This window comes from Exiguobacterium sp. R-39 (assembly GCF_049942815.1).
In the GTDB taxonomy this organism is placed as follows: Bacteria; Bacillota; Bacilli; order Exiguobacteriales; family Exiguobacteriaceae; genus Exiguobacterium_A.
Window position 1 is genome coordinate 2322435 of record NZ_CP187965.1, and the last position, 15621, is coordinate 2338055.

At 47.2% G+C, this 15621-nt stretch carries 13 protein-coding genes, 1 riboswitch and 1 other annotated feature; of the genes, 2 read left to right on the top strand and 11 right to left on the bottom strand.

Annotated features, from left to right (window positions below):
* Positions 1 to 71 precede the first annotated feature (71 nt).
* From leuS to ACP26N_RS12230, 4 genes are all read right to left on the bottom strand, one after another.
* Positions 72 to 2477 (bottom strand): leucine--tRNA ligase, encoded by a 2406-nt coding sequence (gene leuS, locus ACP26N_RS12215; protein WP_426353932.1) that lies wholly within the window; start codon positions 2475 to 2477, stop codon positions 72 to 74.
* A gap of 47 nt (positions 2478 to 2524) precedes the next feature.
* Positions 2525 to 2746: a binding site (T-box leader), on the bottom strand.
* A 39-nt stretch (positions 2747 to 2785) separates the two neighbouring features.
* Complete coding sequence (locus ACP26N_RS12220) at positions 2786 to 3430, bottom strand: HAD family hydrolase (RefSeq protein WP_131502114.1); 645 nt, start codon at positions 3428 to 3430, stop codon at positions 2786 to 2788.
* Between the two features lie 62 nt (positions 3431 to 3492).
* A complete protein-coding gene (locus ACP26N_RS12225) occupies positions 3493 to 4524 on the bottom strand; it encodes a peptidoglycan bridge formation glycyltransferase FemA/FemB family protein (RefSeq protein WP_131502115.1) in 1032 nt (343 codons plus the stop codon).
* Positions 4525 to 4686: 162 nt separating this feature from the next.
* Positions 4687 to 5868, bottom strand: coding sequence for an MDR family MFS transporter (locus tag ACP26N_RS12230; RefSeq protein WP_131502116.1), 1182 nt, complete (start codon positions 5866 to 5868; stop codon positions 4687 to 4689).
* A 178-nt stretch (positions 5869 to 6046) separates the two neighbouring features.
* Here ACP26N_RS12230 and ACP26N_RS12235 point away from each other — a divergent pair, with 178 nt between their 5' ends.
* Positions 6047 to 6637: a class I SAM-dependent methyltransferase gene (locus tag ACP26N_RS12235; protein WP_131502117.1), complete on the top strand. Its 591-nt coding sequence runs from the start codon at positions 6047 to 6049 to the stop codon at positions 6635 to 6637.
* A 51-nt stretch (positions 6638 to 6688) separates the two neighbouring features.
* On the opposite strand, the gene ACP26N_RS12240 is transcribed toward ACP26N_RS12235, so the two are convergent.
* From ACP26N_RS12240 to metK, 3 genes are all read right to left on the bottom strand, one after another.
* Positions 6689 to 7393: a serine aminopeptidase domain-containing protein gene (locus ACP26N_RS12240; protein ID WP_131972368.1), complete on the bottom strand. Its 705-nt coding sequence runs from the start codon at positions 7391 to 7393 to the stop codon at positions 6689 to 6691.
* 83 nt (positions 7394 to 7476) lie between these two features.
* The gene (locus tag ACP26N_RS12245) at positions 7477 to 7962 is read right to left on the bottom strand and encodes a GNAT family N-acetyltransferase (RefSeq protein ID WP_114595197.1); all 486 of its coding nucleotides are present in this window, start codon (positions 7960 to 7962) and stop codon (positions 7477 to 7479) included.
* Between the two features lie 137 nt (positions 7963 to 8099).
* Positions 8100 to 9308 (bottom strand): methionine adenosyltransferase, encoded by a 1209-nt coding sequence (gene metK, locus ACP26N_RS12250; protein ID WP_114595196.1) that lies wholly within the window; start codon positions 9306 to 9308, stop codon positions 8100 to 8102.
* A gap of 127 nt (positions 9309 to 9435) precedes the next feature.
* Positions 9436 to 9562: riboswitch (SAM riboswitch) on the bottom strand.
* Between the two features lie 232 nt (positions 9563 to 9794).
* Here metK and pckA point away from each other — a divergent pair.
* On the top strand, positions 9795 to 11363 hold the full coding sequence (gene pckA, locus ACP26N_RS12255; protein ID WP_188004618.1) for a phosphoenolpyruvate carboxykinase (ATP): 1569 nt from the start codon (positions 9795 to 9797) through the stop codon (positions 11361 to 11363).
* Between the two features lie 57 nt (positions 11364 to 11420).
* On the opposite strand, the gene ACP26N_RS12260 is transcribed toward pckA, so the two are convergent.
* The 4 genes from ACP26N_RS12260 to ACP26N_RS12275 all read right to left on the bottom strand — a co-directional run bounded on the left by ACP26N_RS12260 (position 11421) and on the right by ACP26N_RS12275 (position 15511).
* On the bottom strand, positions 11421 to 12674 hold the full coding sequence (locus tag ACP26N_RS12260; RefSeq protein ID WP_214852949.1) for an EAL and HDOD domain-containing protein: 1254 nt from the start codon (positions 12672 to 12674) through the stop codon (positions 11421 to 11423).
* Positions 12675 to 12841: 167 nt separating this feature from the next.
* Positions 12842 to 13585 carry an alpha/beta hydrolase family protein gene (locus ACP26N_RS12265; protein WP_131502120.1) on the bottom strand — a complete coding sequence of 248 codons (744 nt, stop codon included), beginning with the start codon at positions 13583 to 13585 and terminating at the stop codon, positions 12842 to 12844.
* Positions 13557 to 14030: an RNA deprotection pyrophosphohydrolase gene (ytkD, locus tag ACP26N_RS12270; protein ID WP_426353935.1), complete on the bottom strand. Its 474-nt coding sequence runs from the start codon at positions 14028 to 14030 to the stop codon at positions 13557 to 13559. Before ytkD ends, ACP26N_RS12265 begins: the two co-directional genes overlap by 29 nt.
* Before the next feature lie 131 nt (positions 14031 to 14161).
* Complete coding sequence (locus ACP26N_RS12275; protein WP_426353936.1) at positions 14162 to 15511, bottom strand: glucose-6-phosphate isomerase; 1350 nt, start codon at positions 15509 to 15511, stop codon at positions 14162 to 14164.
* Positions 15512 to 15621 lie beyond the last annotated feature (110 nt).

Here is a 15621-nt window from a genome sequence, read left to right on the forward strand (position 1 = left end):
AAAAAAGCGGACTTGCGACGGAGATAATCGAAAACCCCTCGATCTGATTAAATCAGATGAGGGGTTTCAGCTTAGTTTGCTACGATGTTGATCAGTTTTTTCGGGACGACGATGACTTTTCGAACCGTTTTATCACCAATCCACTCTTGTGTTTTTTCATCTGCAAACGCAAGAGCTTCAATTTCTTCTTTCGTTGCGTCGATGCTGATGACGAGCTTCGAACGGACTTTGCCGTTGACTTGAATGACGAATTCCATTGTATCGCTGACGAGTTTCGTTTCATCGAATGTCGGCCATGCCGCATATGTCAAGGTGTCTTCAAAGCCAAGTTGTTCCCATAACTCTTCCCCTAAGTGCGGAGCAACCGGAGTCAATAATTGAATGAATCCACGAAGGAAATGGCGTGGCAAGACCGGTTGTTTGTTTGCTTCGTTGACGAAGACCATCAACTGCGAAATGCCGGTGTTGAACTGAATATTCGTGAAATCTTCCGTTACTTTCTTAACCGTCTGGTGGTAGACACGTTCAAAGTCCGCATCGACTGTCGTCACATCTTGAATGTCCGCTGTCCGTTCAAACAGACGCCAGACGCGGTCAAGGAAACGACGTGCTCCGTCTAGACCGTTCTCCGACCAGGAAACTGAAGCATCCAGTGGTCCCATGAACATCTCATATAAACGGAGCGTATCCGCACCGTGCGATTTGACGATTTCATCCGGATTGATGACGTTTCCGCGTGATTTCGACATTTTTTCGTTGTTTTCTCCGAGAATCATCCCTTGGTTATATAACTTTTGGAATGGTTCTTTCGTCGGTACGACACCGATATCATACAAGACTTTGTGCCAGAAGCGGGCGTAGAGTAAATGAAGTACGGCATGTTCAGCCCCTCCGATGTAAATATCAACCGGGAGCCAGTATTTTAATTTTTCCGGATCGGCAATCGCTTCTTCATTGTGCGGATCGATGAAGCGAAGGTAATACCAGCAGCTGCCGCCCCATTGTGGCATCGTATTCGTCTCACGACGCCCTTTAAGTCCTTTGACCGGATCCGTGTAATCGAGCCAGTCTTCAGCAAGAGCGAGTGGAGATTCACCCGTTCCCGACGGCTTGATTTCCGGAATCATCGGCAATTCAAGCGGAAGTTCTGATTTATCGAGCGTCTTCATCGTTCCGTCTTCCATGTGGACGACCGGAATCGGCTCACCCCAGTACCGTTGACGGCTGAATAACCAGTCACGCAACCGGAAAGTGATTTTTTTGCGTCCGACTTGATTCGTCTCAAGTTCAGCGATGATTGTCTCAATCGCTTCTTGTTTTGATAGTCCGTCGAGCATCTCTGAATTGACGTGCTCTCCTTCACCCGTGTACGCTGCTTCGTCGACGTTACCGCCTGTTACGACTTCGATGATTGGCAGGTCAAACTGTTTCGCAAATTCATGATCTCGCTCGTCATGTGCCGGTACGGCCATGATGGCGCCTGTCCCATATGTCGCGAGGACATAATCGGCGATCCAGATCGGCAGACGTTCTCCGGAAATCGGATTGACGGCAAAAGCTCCCGTGAAGACGCCTGTTTTTTCTTTCGCAAGATCTGTCCGCTCCAAGTCTGATTTCGTCTGAACAGATGCGATATACGTTTTAACAGCTTCTTCATGATCGGCTGTCGTGATGTCCGCGACGAACGGATGCTCCGGTGCAAGAACAAGGTAAGTTGCCCCGAAAACTGTATCCGGACGTGTCGTAAAGACCGTCACTTGTTTTTTATGACCGTCAATCGTAAAGTCGATTTCCGCCCCTTCCGATTTTCCGATCCAGTTCCGTTGCATTTCTTTCACCGATTCTGGCCAGTCGAGTTCATCTAAATCTTCGAGTAAACGGTCCGCATACTCTGTGATTTTTAAGACCCACTGCCGCATCGGAACACGGACGACGGGATGATTGCCACGCTCCGACAGTCCGTCGATGACTTCCTCGTTCGCAAGGACTGTTCCAAGCGCCGGACACCAGTTAACCGCGACTTCGTCAACGAAAGCAAGTCCTTGTTCATACAATTTCGTAAAGATCCACTGTGTCCATTTGTAATAATTTGGATCCGTCGTATTGATTTCACGATCCCAATCATATGAGAATCCTAAATCTTTTAACTGACGTTTGAACGTCTCGATGTTTTGCGCTGTAAACTCCCGCGGATCATTCCCTGTATCAAGGGCATACTGTTCCGCTGGAAGTCCAAACGCATCCCATCCCATCGGATGAAGGACGTTGTACCCCTGCATCCGTTTCATCCGTGCGAGGATATCCGTTGCCGTGTATCCTTCTGGGTGTCCGACATGGAGTCCTGCTCCCGATGGATAAGGAAACATGTCTAACGCATAAAAACCTTCTTTTTCCGGATCTTCTGTTGTGACGAACGCATTGTCCTGTTCCCAGCGCGCTTGCCATTTCGGTTCGATTTCACGATGATTGTACGGCATCTCTATTCCTCCTCTGAATATACAAAAAACCGGTCTCCGCCCCTAGGAATAGGGACGAAAGACCGGTTTGTCTCCCGCGGTACCACCCACGTTGTCTGCTGAAGCAGACCACTTGATTCACGGATAACGGTGTGAAGGACCGGAGTTCGCTACTTGATTTCACGAATCATGCTCCCTGACGAGTTCACGGACGATTCCGACTGGTTTGCACCGATCACCAGCTCTCTAAACGGAATGACTCCCTTACTACTTCAGTTCGTCGCAATGGACTATCTATGTGTTAGTGTAAGCTGAATCTTCCCTTATCGTCAACGGTTCCGTAAAATTTCTCCGATTGCCGCATGCGACGAGACGACGTGGTCCGCGTGATGCAGGATTTGTGCCGGCATCCGTTCATCCAGCAAGGCGATGACTTCCATTCCTGCTTCCTTCGCCCCGATCATCCCGTTCGCTGCATCTTCAATCACGATACAAGCCTCCGGTGCTTGATCAATCCGTTGCGCCGCCAAGCGGAAAATCGCCGGATCCGGCTTCGACCGCGGGACTTCAAATCCGCTCGTGTACGCATCGACCGTCAATCCATAATGCGTGATGACGCGTGTGATTTTTTCAAGTGAACTGGAAGAAGCAATCGCAATCCGGTATCCTTCCATGCGGGCCAGTTCCATCAATTCTTTGACTCCGTCTTTTAGGCCGCATGCTTCCGGCTTCGCGTGTTGCTGGAATAATTCATGTTCGAGTGCCAGTAATGCTTCCGTAGAGTGAGGTAACTCATGTTGTGTAATCAGTTCTTCCCACATCTCGTCTCCTGTTTTCCCCATGAATGTCGCATACTGCGTATGATCGAGCGGGATAGATAACGTCTTAAACATGTGTTGGTGGACTTTAAAATATTGAATTTCACTGTCGAGAATGACACCATCCATATCAAAAATCAGACCTGTTTTTTTCATTTTTTCCCCTCCTGCTATCAGCCTACCAAAAAACCTGATCATCCGCAGACGATCAGGTGGATTCATGTCGCTAAAACCGTCTCTTGGTAGCGGTATTCCGGGAAATAGTCTACGTCTTGATCACTTCCATAGCGTTGGCACAATTTTTCATAGACATGAGGCAGAAGAATCGTTTTTCCTTGGTGGTATTCAAACATCCGGTATCCTGTGTAACGGCACTTGCTTTCAAACAGACTGTCCCGTTCCTTATATCCGCCGCCTAAATGTTGTTCGACCATCCCTGCCGTCTTGGAATGTAAGATCGCCTCATATTCCAGTCGCTGATTCGGAAACAGTTTATGTTCATCCCGTTGACATCCAATCAAATGTCCGTGTGCATACTCTTGTCCAAGCAATACGAAATAACCACCGACGGCTTCCCCTCTCCACTCGGCAATCAACAATAACGGTTCACACAGCTGTGTCGGCTGAAACAGTTGTTCAAAGTATTCAGGTGTAAAATAGTAATGGGAAGAGGCATCTTTCCGGTCCATCGTTTGGTAATAAAGACGGATAAAAGTTGGCAAATCTTCTTTTGATCCCCGACGGACTGTCAGCTCTGACGCCAATGACTTCCGGATCATACTCCGGTTTTTCTTATGAAACGTTTGCATGATTTCTTCCACGGTTGGCCGAAGATCGATGCTCGTCGTGTGGCGGATGAATTCCGTTTTCGTCCAATCCGCTATCCGTTTTTGATTTTCCGTCAATGGATTAAACCGAATCAGCTCCGAGACAATTTTGTGACGCATGGCCCATTGCCGAAAAGAACGCTTGGCATCTGCCAGTTCTTCCAACGTCAGTTCACCAACAACTTCCGGACCTCCATAACCATAAGGTGTAATCATATCAAAATACTCGGTGTCGAAAATACGCCTCTTCAAAAAAGGATAAAACAGTTCGCCTGACGCACCTTGAAAATAAACCAGTCCCGCCGTTTCATCGGCCCGTGCATTTAAACGGACGTATTCATAGCTATAAAAAATATCAAGTGATTTATTTTCGACAAGTGATGTCCAAGTCAGCTGATCTTCAACGAAAATACATTGCCTCATCTTTTACACCTCCGGCACACGACACGTCAAACATATTTTTTCTTTAATTTGGTTAATCAATTAATATTTTCCTTTTAATTGAATACCCATTTTACATGTTTATTATGCGTCCTCAAAAAAAGACAGATGGCGGCATCAAACGACCGCGTCTGTCTTTCGAACTTATTTTATCGCCTTACTTGGTATAGCACGAATGAATGTGAATCCTGCCACCAGAATCAATCCGATCAACGTCAGGAACACGGCATTCATACCGGATAAATCATAAATCAGTCCCCCGACGGTCGGACTGATCATCCGGCCTGCCGAAGCGGCGATATTGACGTATCCCTGAAACTCACCTTCTTTACCAATCGGAGCCAAGCGCGCTGCCATTGCAGGAACTGCCGGCCAAATGAACATCTCACCAATCGTCAAGATGATCATCGCCACTAAAAACATTTTGAATCCGCCCGCAAAGGGAACGATGGCATAGGACAAAAGAAAAATCCCTGTCCCCGTCAGTAACTGACGTTTCAAATCGTCTCCAAACCATCGTAAGACGGGTGTCAATAACGGTTGTGCAAACACAATCAGCGCCCCGTTGATCGTCCATAAAATCGAATACTCGGAAATTGTTACTCCAAGTGACTTTGTATGCACGGCAAACGTTCCCTGCCATTGAACATACACAAACCATAACAGTGCATAACCAATCGAGACATACAACATCGTCCGGACAGAACTCCGTGAGAGCGGTTCCCGCACTTCCTCGCTTGCCGACATCGATTGACGTCTGATTGGATGGACCTGAATCCAATTCAATCCTACCAACAGAACCACAGCAAACAACAAGTACAGTATCAGATTTGCGATGAAGATGAATTGGATATCAATCGCCGCAATTTGCCCACTGATAGCAGTTCCGAGCGCCACACCGACGTTTTGAGCAACATAGATTGCGTTAAACGCCCGTCTCCCGCCTTCCGGCCAGATCACACCGGTCAGAGCATAGATGGTCGGAAAAACCATTCCGCCGACGAATCCGATTAATCCCAGCATCAGAACATAACCGGTGAAAGTCTGATGGAACATCCAAAGTCCGATTGAGGCAAGGACGAGTCCGATGACACTGATGACAAGTGTGCGTTTCCCACCTAACCGATCAAATGCTTTTCCACCAATGTAGTTCCCGATGATGGCGAGAGCCGAGTTGACGAATAAGGCCATTCCGGCCTTCGTCATCGACTCCCCTAAATAGTCATGAATGTATAATGTATTAAACGGCCATAAAAAAGAGGACCCTGTCGTATTGATTGCCATCGCCAATACCAGAATCCAGACCGCGCGAGGTAATTTCGGCATGGTAAGTATCCTCCAATGTAGTTTCCAACCTTGCCACTTTACGAAATTATTCTGTCGTCTGTCAAGGAACTTCGATTTAAACGAACAATCGGAAAAATGATACAATTAACTAAAGGGTCGATTTTGCGGGTACTTAGAAAAAAATAGAGCATATCAATCAAAAAGAGGAGTTTTTGCCATGTCACTTGCACGTGTGTTACCTTATGCCAAAGAATTGTTGGAATCAGTCATCCATGAAGGGGATTGCGTCGTCGATATGACTGCGGGGAACGGTCATGATACGCATTTCCTTGCTGAACAGGTCGGACCGGGCGGACGGGTCATCGCTTTTGATGTCCAGGAGCAGGCAATCGAAGAAACGACCCGTCGGTTGCAGGCGGCTCACGTCTTCGATTGGGTCGATTTGTATCACGAAAGTCATATCCATGTCGGCGCTCGGTTATTTGCTGAACAACGTCCGATTCGTGCCGGAGTCTTTAATCTTGGTTACTTACCGGGAAGCGATAAATCCGTCACGACGACAGGAGAAGAAACGCTAGAGGCACTCCGGGCCCTTCTTCCGGTCCTCGTCCCCGGTGGTCTGGTTGTCCTCGTGATTTATCACGGTCACTTGGAAGGACGCCGCGAACGTGATGCAGTGCTGGAGCATGTTTCATCCCTCCCCCAGCAGGATTATGCCGTCTTGCAGTACCGTTTCTTGAATCAGCAAAATAATCCGCCGTTCATCGTTGCGATTGAAAAAAAATTAAAAAAACAAATACTCGATTAAACAACAGAGGAGTGCCGTCGTATGCGACGGCACCCCTCTTTTTAAAACATATTAATCTTCCACTAATTTCAGGAACAGCAACAACTTTTCAGCAAACCGTGTGTTCAAGCGTTCGAAACTGAAGTGCGGGAACCCGTGCAGACGTTGCAGATAAATCTGGTCCCCACCCATTTTCCGGCATACCTCAAGCGTCAACTTGACGTCAGCAAACTGATCGTCCGGCGCATAAAAACAAGCGAGTTGGACCCGCGGCAGTTTCTTACGTTCTTCATCATGGATGACAATTTCTTCTTCAATCTCACGATATTCAGCGTACGTCAGTTCACCGAGACGAGCAGCATCCTCATTATTTTGTCCGAACGGTAATGTCCCAAGCGGAGCATCCGGACGGAACCGGTCGAAGGCACTCGCGAAGACTTGTTTGACGCCTCCCAATTGCTTGGAATTGTGCCAATCAAATAACGGCGAGATAAACGTCAGGCTCGCCATCGGCAACTCATATTCTTGAAGCAGTCGGTTGACGACAAGCGCTCCCATACTGCAGGCAATGATATGAATCGGTAATTTCCGCTTACCGGCTTCGCGTAGTGCTTCTTTTAATAACTGTTGATGTTCTTCAAACGATACACGACGGGGTGCGTCGACCAAGAGGACCTCATATTCGTGCTCTAAGACACGAATCAGTGCTTCACTTGGCCGGGCACGTAATTGGAGTGGATATACAAGAACGATCACTCCGGTTGGTTGTTCTACCACAAACTCACCTCTTCATTCGATATCTGTTTAGTATGCAACAAATCCGACTTCAGCCAAACCGCCTTAAGTCGGATTCCGTTTCTTTAATATATACGTTGTAGTCGCGTCACAGGTTCCACCTGTCCGAAGACTTCCTCTGTCGTCTCGCTGATTTCCTTAAATCCGTATGAAGTCAAAAAGTGACGGGCTTTATAGTTTCGGGATTCAACATACACTTCAATCGGAGACGCCCCTTGCAATTCCAGTTCGCGGATCAGCCGGCGTCCGATTCCGTTTTGCTGGTATTTCGGCAAGACATACAGCCGGACGATTTCCCACGTTCCATCCACATCGATGGCGTGGATAAAACCGACGATTTCCCCGTCGATCAGTCCGACATTGAAGTATTCTCCACGTGCTTCTTCCGCTGTCCGGATTGCTCGGACCACTTCTTCCTGCGGGTACGCTTCTTGTACGAAATGGGCTTTCGAACGCTCTGAATAGATTTCCTCATATGTGTCCATCCAGGACGTGAGCGCAATATCATGAATGCGTGCTGCATCAGCCGGAACTGCTTCGCGTATCTCCATACCGAAATCCCCCTTTTCCTTTTACAGGCTCATGTTCTTTTACCCTTTTCTAGAAATTTCAGTCGTTTCCCTGCAAAGTTCCGGAGAAACAAAAAAAGTTCAGAAACACCCTTAAAAGGGAGTTTCTGAACTCAGGATTATGCGAAACGTTTTGCCTGCTCTTCAAGAGTAGCGGCTTTATCTGTTTGCTCCCATGGTAATTCGATGTCTGTACGACCGAAGTGACCATAAGCTGCTGTCTGACGATAAATCGGACGGCGGAGATCAAGCATCTTGATGATCCCTGCAGGACGGAGATCAAAGTTTTCTGCGATTAATTCAACGAGTTGCGCTTCAGGAAGTTTTCCTGTACCGAACGTATCGACTGCGATTGAAACCGGGTGCGCCACACCGATTGCGTAAGCAAGTTGAACTTCTGCTTTGTCCGCAAGACCAGATGCAACCAGGTTTTTCGCGACATAACGTGCTGCGTAAGCAGCTGAACGGTCGACTTTCGTTGGATCTTTACCAGAGAACGCTCCACCGCCGTGACGTGCATATCCGCCATACGTATCAACGATGATTTTACGACCTGTCAACCCTGCATCTCCTTGTGGTCCGCCGATGACGAAACGACCAGTCGGGTTGATGAAGAATTTTGTGTCTGCATCGATGTACTCTGCCGGGATGACCGGTGCGATGACATGTTCTTTCAGATCAGCTTGAATTTGCTCAAGCGTCACTTCTTCTGCATGTTGTGTCGAGATGACGATTGTATCGACGCGAACAGGTTCATTGTTCTCGTTGTATTCAACCGTAACTTGCGTTTTACCATCCGGACGGAGGTAATCGAGTTGCCCCGTTTTGCGGACCTCTGCCAAACGACGAGCCAGTTTGTGTGAAAGCGAGATTGGAAGTGGCATGAGTTCCGGTGTTTCTTTCGTTGCATAACCGAACATCAGACCTTGGTCTCCTGCTCCGATCGCATCGATTTCTTCATCGGACATGTTTCCTTCGCGTGCTTCAAGCGCTTGGTCCACACCGAGAGCGATGTCTGCTGACTGCTCATCGATTGATGTCAATACAGCACAAGTGTCTGCATCGAAACCGTATTTAGCGCGTGTATAGCCGATTTCACGAATAGTTTCACGAACGACTTTCGGGATATCCACGTAAGTTGATGTCGTGATTTCTCCAGCTACTAATACGAGTCCTGTCGTGACAGAAGTTTCTGCCGCAACACGTGCGTTTGGATCGGCTGCAAGAATTGCATCCAAAATTGAATCCGAAATCTGGTCACAGATTTTATCCGGGTGACCTTCAGTTACTGATTCCGACGTAAATAGTCGGCGATTAAGGTTTGTCATGTTTGACCCTCCCAAAAAAGAATTTGACGGTGTACTCATTTCCCCTAGTTGAGTGGGACGGTAAAATGAAAAAAACCTTTCCATGTCCAAAAATGGTCAGGGAAAGGTTGTGCGTTCTTCCTTTACCCTCTTATCGTTCGAAGTGTTTACTTCGCTTCAGGAGAGCACCTTTTCCTACATTAATGATGAAATTAATATAAGACGGTTGCCGGGTTTCTTCGGGCCTTGTTCCCTCCACCTGCTCAGAATAAGAGTATCCGTTACGAATTACATGATATAAACTTGTGCTCACTCTGTCAAGCAACGTTTTAATTTCTAGTCGAAAAATTTCGGAAGAGATGTTAAACTGTTAATGCTGAAAGCGTTTCCAGATAAATAGAAATCAGCGCAGGAAAATGATTGCCCTGTCATTAGTATGTCATATATAATAAATGTGTCATACTAATAGTAGAGCTAAAACCAACGTAGGGGAAAGGTGGGGTCAGGATGCCGATGACGGTCCTGAATATCGAAGAGCTACTCAAGAAGGAGCATGTGTTCAAACAACTGTCAGTTGCTGAACTAGTCGAACATGCGATTCGCAACAAAGAAGGAGTTCTTGCAGAAAATGGTGCTTTGTCTGTAGAAACGGGGAAATTTACAGGTCGTTCACCGAAAGACAAGTTCATCGTCCGTGATCAATCGTGTGAGATGCATATCGATTGGGGTCATGTCAATCAACCAATGGAATCGGACAAATTCGAGCAACTGTTACAAAAAGTTCTTCGTTATATGAACGAAGCAGATCAACTTTACTACACAGAAGCTGCTGCTGGTGCCGATACGCATTTCACCCTTCCAGTGCGCGTCGTAACCGAATATGCTTGGCATAATTTGTTTGCGAAACAGCTATTCTTACGCGAATATCCTACGGTTGCGGCCTTTGAACCATTTACGGTCGTCTACGCACCACATTTTAAAGCGGATCCGGCGGTCGACGGGACAAACTCGGAGACATTCATCGCGATGTCTTTCGAACACCGTATTGTCTTGATCGGTGGTACAGAGTACGCCGGAGAAATTAAAAAATCAATTTTCTCGGTCATGAACTATCTCTTACCACAACAAGAAGTGTTGTCGATGCACTGTTCCGCCAACGTTGGACACGAAGGGGATGTCGCGTTATTCTTCGGACTATCCGGGACTGGTAAGACCACACTGTCTGCAGATGAGAGCCGTCAATTGATCGGCGACGATGAACACGGTTGGTCCCATGACGGTGTCTTCAACATCGAAGGTGGCTGCTATGCGAAAACGGTCAACTTGTCACGCGAAAAAGAACCACAAATCTTTGACGCCATCCGCTTCGGAACCGTTCTTGAAAACGTCGTCCTCGACGACACCCGGATTCCGGATTATGATGATACCTCACTGACGGAAAATACGCGTGCGGCTTACCCGATCACAGCAATCGAGAATATCGCCATCCCGTCACGCGCCGGTCATCCGAAAACGATTGTCTTCCTGACAGCAGATGCTTACGGTGTACTGCCTCCGATCAGTAAACTGACAAAAGAACAAGCGATGTATCACTTCTTGTCAGGTTATACATCTAAACTTGCCGGCACAGAGCGTGGTGTCACGGAACCGGAAGCAACGTTTTCGACCTGCTTCGGTTCCCCGTTCCTGCCGTTGATTCCAGAAAAATATGCGACGATGCTCGGGGAACTGATTGATCGCCACGGCGTCACCGTTTATCTCGTCAACACCGGTTGGACCGGTGGGGCTTATGGTACCGGCAGCCGGATGAAACTTTCGTATACACGGACGATGGTCAATGCAGCCGTCAACGGCCTGCTCGCAGACATCCCGACAGAAGAACATCCGATTTTCGGTCTGCATATGCCGATTGAAGTACCCGGTGTTCCGACTGATTTACTCAATCCGGTCAAGGTATGGGCGGATTCATCTGTTTACGAACAACAAGCGACTGCACTCGCGCAAAAGTTCACGCAGAACTTTGCACGTTTCGAAAGTGCGACGGATGCCATCAAAGCAGCCGGTCCCCGCGTTTAAAAATGATTGATGATACTAAAAAGGTTGAGCTCCTTAACGGATGCTCAACCTTTTATGTTAGACGATTGAATCTGTCTTATCTTGTAAATGAAGCTCTTTTTGAGAAAGCCAAACTTGGCTTTCTTTTAATAATTCATAAGCGCGGCGCTTCGCAATCCCGAATCGATTGCTCAGCATCTCGAACCGTTCGAACTCTCCCCGGTCTGCGCTGATCGCAAGGAGCAGGCAATCCCGAAACGGATGATCATCACCTTGTAAGACGTTTTTCAAAGCCGGTTCAATCGGAAGCTGATCAATGATTTCATCAATATCGACTGAGAGTAATGCATCAATATGAGACAGTAATCCAATCATATAAGCGCTCTCTGCTTTCAAGGTCTTCGTTTCCGTCGCAAACAGTTCACACAGCTTTGCACAATGCAAAGATGAACGTAACAATTCATCCGACCACCTGTACGGACTTGCGAGTTTCATTTCACGCAAAACGATTAACGAAATCCAGCTCTTTAATTGCGAAAATCCAAGTAAGGAAATCGCTTGTCGGACGGAACTGACGGTGTTCCGAAGACCGATTCCCGGAGAATTGATTAATTGCAGTACTTGTACACTGATGTAAGGATTTCCTTCGATTTCATCGACGACGTCCTCATAATGATCGTCTGTATCCAACCACTTCAGCATCTTCAACAGGACAGGTACTTGCGGAGGAACCGCCTTCCCTTTCATCAGCATCGGTTTGGCATAAAAGTATCCTTGAAACCAGTCATATCCCATCTCAAGGCTTCGCGTATGATCTTCATGTGTTTCGACCCGTTCTGCCAAAAAGCGCATATGCGGATAATTCCGCTTTAAAATATGTAAGATTGCACTTTGTTCGCGTGGGTTGATGGCTTCGATATCAATTTTAATCAAATCAATCAGATCAAACAGCTCTGCCCCATGATGACGCAACAGATCGGTTACGAAATCATCCAGTGCCAATACGAAGCCTGCTTCTTTCCACTTCTGCAACGTCAGGAGCATAGCAGCATCAATGTGAACCGTCTCTAACACTTCAATCACGAATCGGGTCGGATCCAAGTGATCGATCAGCTCAGACTGTAACAGATCGCCTGTGAAATTAATGAATAATCGTTTCCCTTCTGCTACACGGTCTACTCCCAAATGAATCAGTGTATTCGTCAATACATCCATCGTTGCCAAGTCACCATCAAACACTGCAGGTGTTTCAACGGAACGATAGAGCAGTTCAAAAGCGTCAATCGAACCAAACCGGTCTACAATCGGTTGTCGCGCAAGTAAGATTTCCATCTCATATATCCCTTCTAAATCCGTTAATCTGGCTTATTTTATATGTTCTAGTATATCAAATATCGTTTTCCCTTAAAAAATCTCTTTTTTAAAACATATCAATGTTCCCATCATTTGGAGAAAAAAACATCTCAATGCGAGGCACTGAGATGTTTTCACGAATCCTTTTACTTGGATAACATCCAATCGATGACTTGTTTCGTCACAAGCATTTTTTGATGGATTGGAAATTGATGCGCATATTGATATACCAATAAACGGGTCTTTTCCGGATAGCGGGCTGCATAGTTCGTCGCATGCCGCAACCGAACGTTTTGATCGTACAATCCATGAATCAACAAGACGTCTCCTTGCGGCGGAAAATAGAGTGGTGACCGGACGCGATATGCCTCCAGCCGTTGCTCTGGAACGCCACCGGTAAATCGTCTGAGCATTTTTTGCATCGTCCGTTGTTCTTCATACGTCCAAATCAAATTCGTCACGCCGGCCCAGGAAACTGTCCGGGCGACTTCACGATGATGCGCCAGTAAAAGCGCCATCTGACCGCCGCGGGAAAAGCCAAATACCGATGTCCGCTCGACATATTGATCGAGCCAATCAAAAGCACTGATGGCGTCAAGGATATCCCGTTGTCCAAAATCTTCTTTTCCGGTCCCCCCTAAGTTACCGCGGTAAAAAGGAGCCATGACCAAATAACCGGCTTGCGCGAACTGCATTAAGCGGGTCGGTCGAACCATGCCGATATTACGTGTCCCACCACGTAAATACAAGAGACCTTGTCCGTTCGCCCGAACCGGTAAGATGATGTACGCCCCGACCCGTTCTCCGTCGGATGTTTCATAAAAGACCCGAAAGGTACGAAACGGTCCCTGGCGGGGGAGCTCAAACCAGTCGGCGTTCGGCGAGTACACGAAGAGTCTCCGGAAGGACACGGTCCTTCATCATGAAGCTGTATTGGCGGTTCGTATCTAAACGTTTCGGGATATCGTCTAGTAAATAGGCACCGTCCGTCTCATCGACAGCAAGATGCGGCACCAAGGATGCGATTTCGGCGAAGTAGATATTCTTGATGATCGTATCCCCCCGACCTTCAACCCGGTATTGTCCGATGTACTGGAGACGTTCGATATGTCCCCCTGTCTCTTCCATGACTTCCCGGTACGCTGCTTCCTCGGCCGTTTCCCCCGGTTCGACCTTTCCACCCGGAAATTCGTAGCCCCGTTGCTTATGATGTGTCAGTAACCATTTCCCTTCGTACACGGCAATGACCCAGACATGAAGCGGATGGACTGAAAACGGATGGTCCTCAAAACTCAGTTCAACCCGATTTTGATAATAATCTAAAAACGTAATCACGTGCGTGCACCTCATTTCTTCTTCTCTCTTCACTTTACCTGTTTCGAAAGCATTCTAAAAGTGAAAGTGCGTAGGAATTTGCCAGAATGACAAAAAAAGACATCCCTCTGAATCGAGAGATGTCCGGCTTCTTATTTCAAGCGAGCTTCAAGCTCTGCTTTTTCTGCTTCAAATCCAGGTTTACCAAGCAAGGCAAACATGTTTTTCTTGTACGCTTCCACACCCGGCTGATCGAATGGGTTGACACCAAGCAGGTATCCACTCATTGCACATGCCTTTTCAAAGAAGTAGAACAAGAATCCGAGATGATACGGTGTCATCTCCGGCAACTCAACTGTCAGGTTCGGAACTTGTCCATCTGTGTGGGCAAGCAACGTTCCTTCTGCTGCCTTGTCGTTGACGAATTGAATCGACTTGCCTTCAAGGAAGTTTAAGCCGTCCAAATCCTGTGCATCTTTTTCAATCGTCAAGGTATGACGCGCTTGTCCGACTTTGATGACCGTTTCGAACAAATCACGACGTCCTTCTTGAACGTATTGTCCCATCGAGTGAAGATCCGTTGAGAAGTCGACTGCTGCCGGGAAGATCCCTTTAAAGTCTTTTCCTTCTGACTCTCCGTACAACTGTTTCCACCACTCCGACACATAGTGTAAAGCAGGTTCATAGTTGACGAGCAACTCGATTGTTTTTCCTTTCGCATATAATGCGTTTCGAACGACCGCGTACTGGTACGCTTCGTTTTCCGCCAAGTTCTCATTTGAGAACTGAACTTGCGCATCACGCGCACCTGCCATCAAGTCTTCAATCGAAATGCCGGCAGCTGCAATCGGTAATAAACCAACCGGTGTCAAGACAGAGAAACGACCGCCAACGTCATCCGGAATCACAAACGTCTGGTATCCTTCCGAGTCAGCAAGTGTCTTCAGGGCACCACGTGCTTTATCCGTCGTCGCATAAATCCGGTCCTTCGCTCCGGCTTTACCGTACTTGTCTTCCATAAATGTTTTCAGGAGACGGAATGAAATCGCCGGTTCCGTCGTTGTCCCTGATTTTGAGATGATGTTGACCGAAACATCTTTTCCTTCAAGTACTTGGAACAAATCGTGTAAGTACGTCGAAGAAATGTTATGTCCGGCATAAATGATTTGCGGTGCTTTCCGCTCGTCTTTTGACAGTAAGTTGTGGAACGAATGACCGAGCATCTCAATTGCAGCACGTGCTCCGAGATACGATCCGCCGATCCCGACGACTAACAAGACATCTGAATCCGACTTGATTTTTTCAGCCGCCGCCTGAATTTTTTCAAATTCCGCTTTGTCATAGTTTGTCGGTAAATCGACCCATCCTAAGAAATCGCTGCCGGCACCTGTGCCGTTGTGGATTGCTCCGTGTAATGTTTTTACCATATCCGCCATATAGTCCACTTCATGTTGTCCTACGAATTGTAGGGCCTTCGAATAATCAAAACGTACCGTTGTCATTCACTCGTCCTCCTTATTCATTCGCAAACAAATGCGACCTTCCTTTTCATTAAAACGCAAGAAGGAAGGTCGTTCAAGTCTTTTGTGAAAAGATTAGCAAATGTTATGAC

What these genes read in the sequence shown, in the direction of transcription:
- leuS (WP_426353932.1), bottom strand. Translation starts at nt 2,477, where the DNA reads ATGCCGTACAATCATCGTGAAATCGAACCGAAATGGCAAGCGCGCTGG.
- ACP26N_RS12220 (WP_131502114.1), bottom strand. Translation starts at nt 3,430, where the DNA reads ATGAAAAAAACAGGTCTGATTTTTGATATGGATGGTGTCATTCTCGAC.
- ACP26N_RS12225 (WP_131502115.1), bottom strand. Translation starts at nt 4,524, where the DNA reads ATGAGGCAATGTATTTTCGTTGAAGATCAGCTGACTTGGACATCACTT.
- ACP26N_RS12230 (WP_131502116.1), bottom strand. Translation starts at nt 5,868, where the DNA reads ATGCCGAAATTACCTCGCGCGGTCTGGATTCTGGTATTGGCGATGGCA.
- ACP26N_RS12235 (WP_131502117.1), top strand. Translation starts at nt 6,047, where the DNA reads ATGTCACTTGCACGTGTGTTACCTTATGCCAAAGAATTGTTGGAATCA.
- ACP26N_RS12245 (WP_114595197.1), bottom strand. Translation starts at nt 7,962, where the DNA reads ATGGAGATACGCGAAGCAGTTCCGGCTGATGCAGCACGCATTCATGAT.
- metK (WP_114595196.1), bottom strand. Translation starts at nt 9,308, where the DNA reads ATGACAAACCTTAATCGCCGACTATTTACGTCGGAATCAGTAACTGAA.
- pckA (WP_188004618.1), top strand. Translation starts at nt 9,795, where the DNA reads ATGCCGATGACGGTCCTGAATATCGAAGAGCTACTCAAGAAGGAGCAT.
- ACP26N_RS12260 (WP_214852949.1), bottom strand. Translation starts at nt 12,674, where the DNA reads ATGGAAATCTTACTTGCGCGACAACCGATTGTAGACCGGTTTGGTTCG.
- ACP26N_RS12275 (WP_426353936.1), bottom strand. Translation starts at nt 15,511, where the DNA reads ATGACAACGGTACGTTTTGATTATTCGAAGGCCCTACAATTCGTAGGA.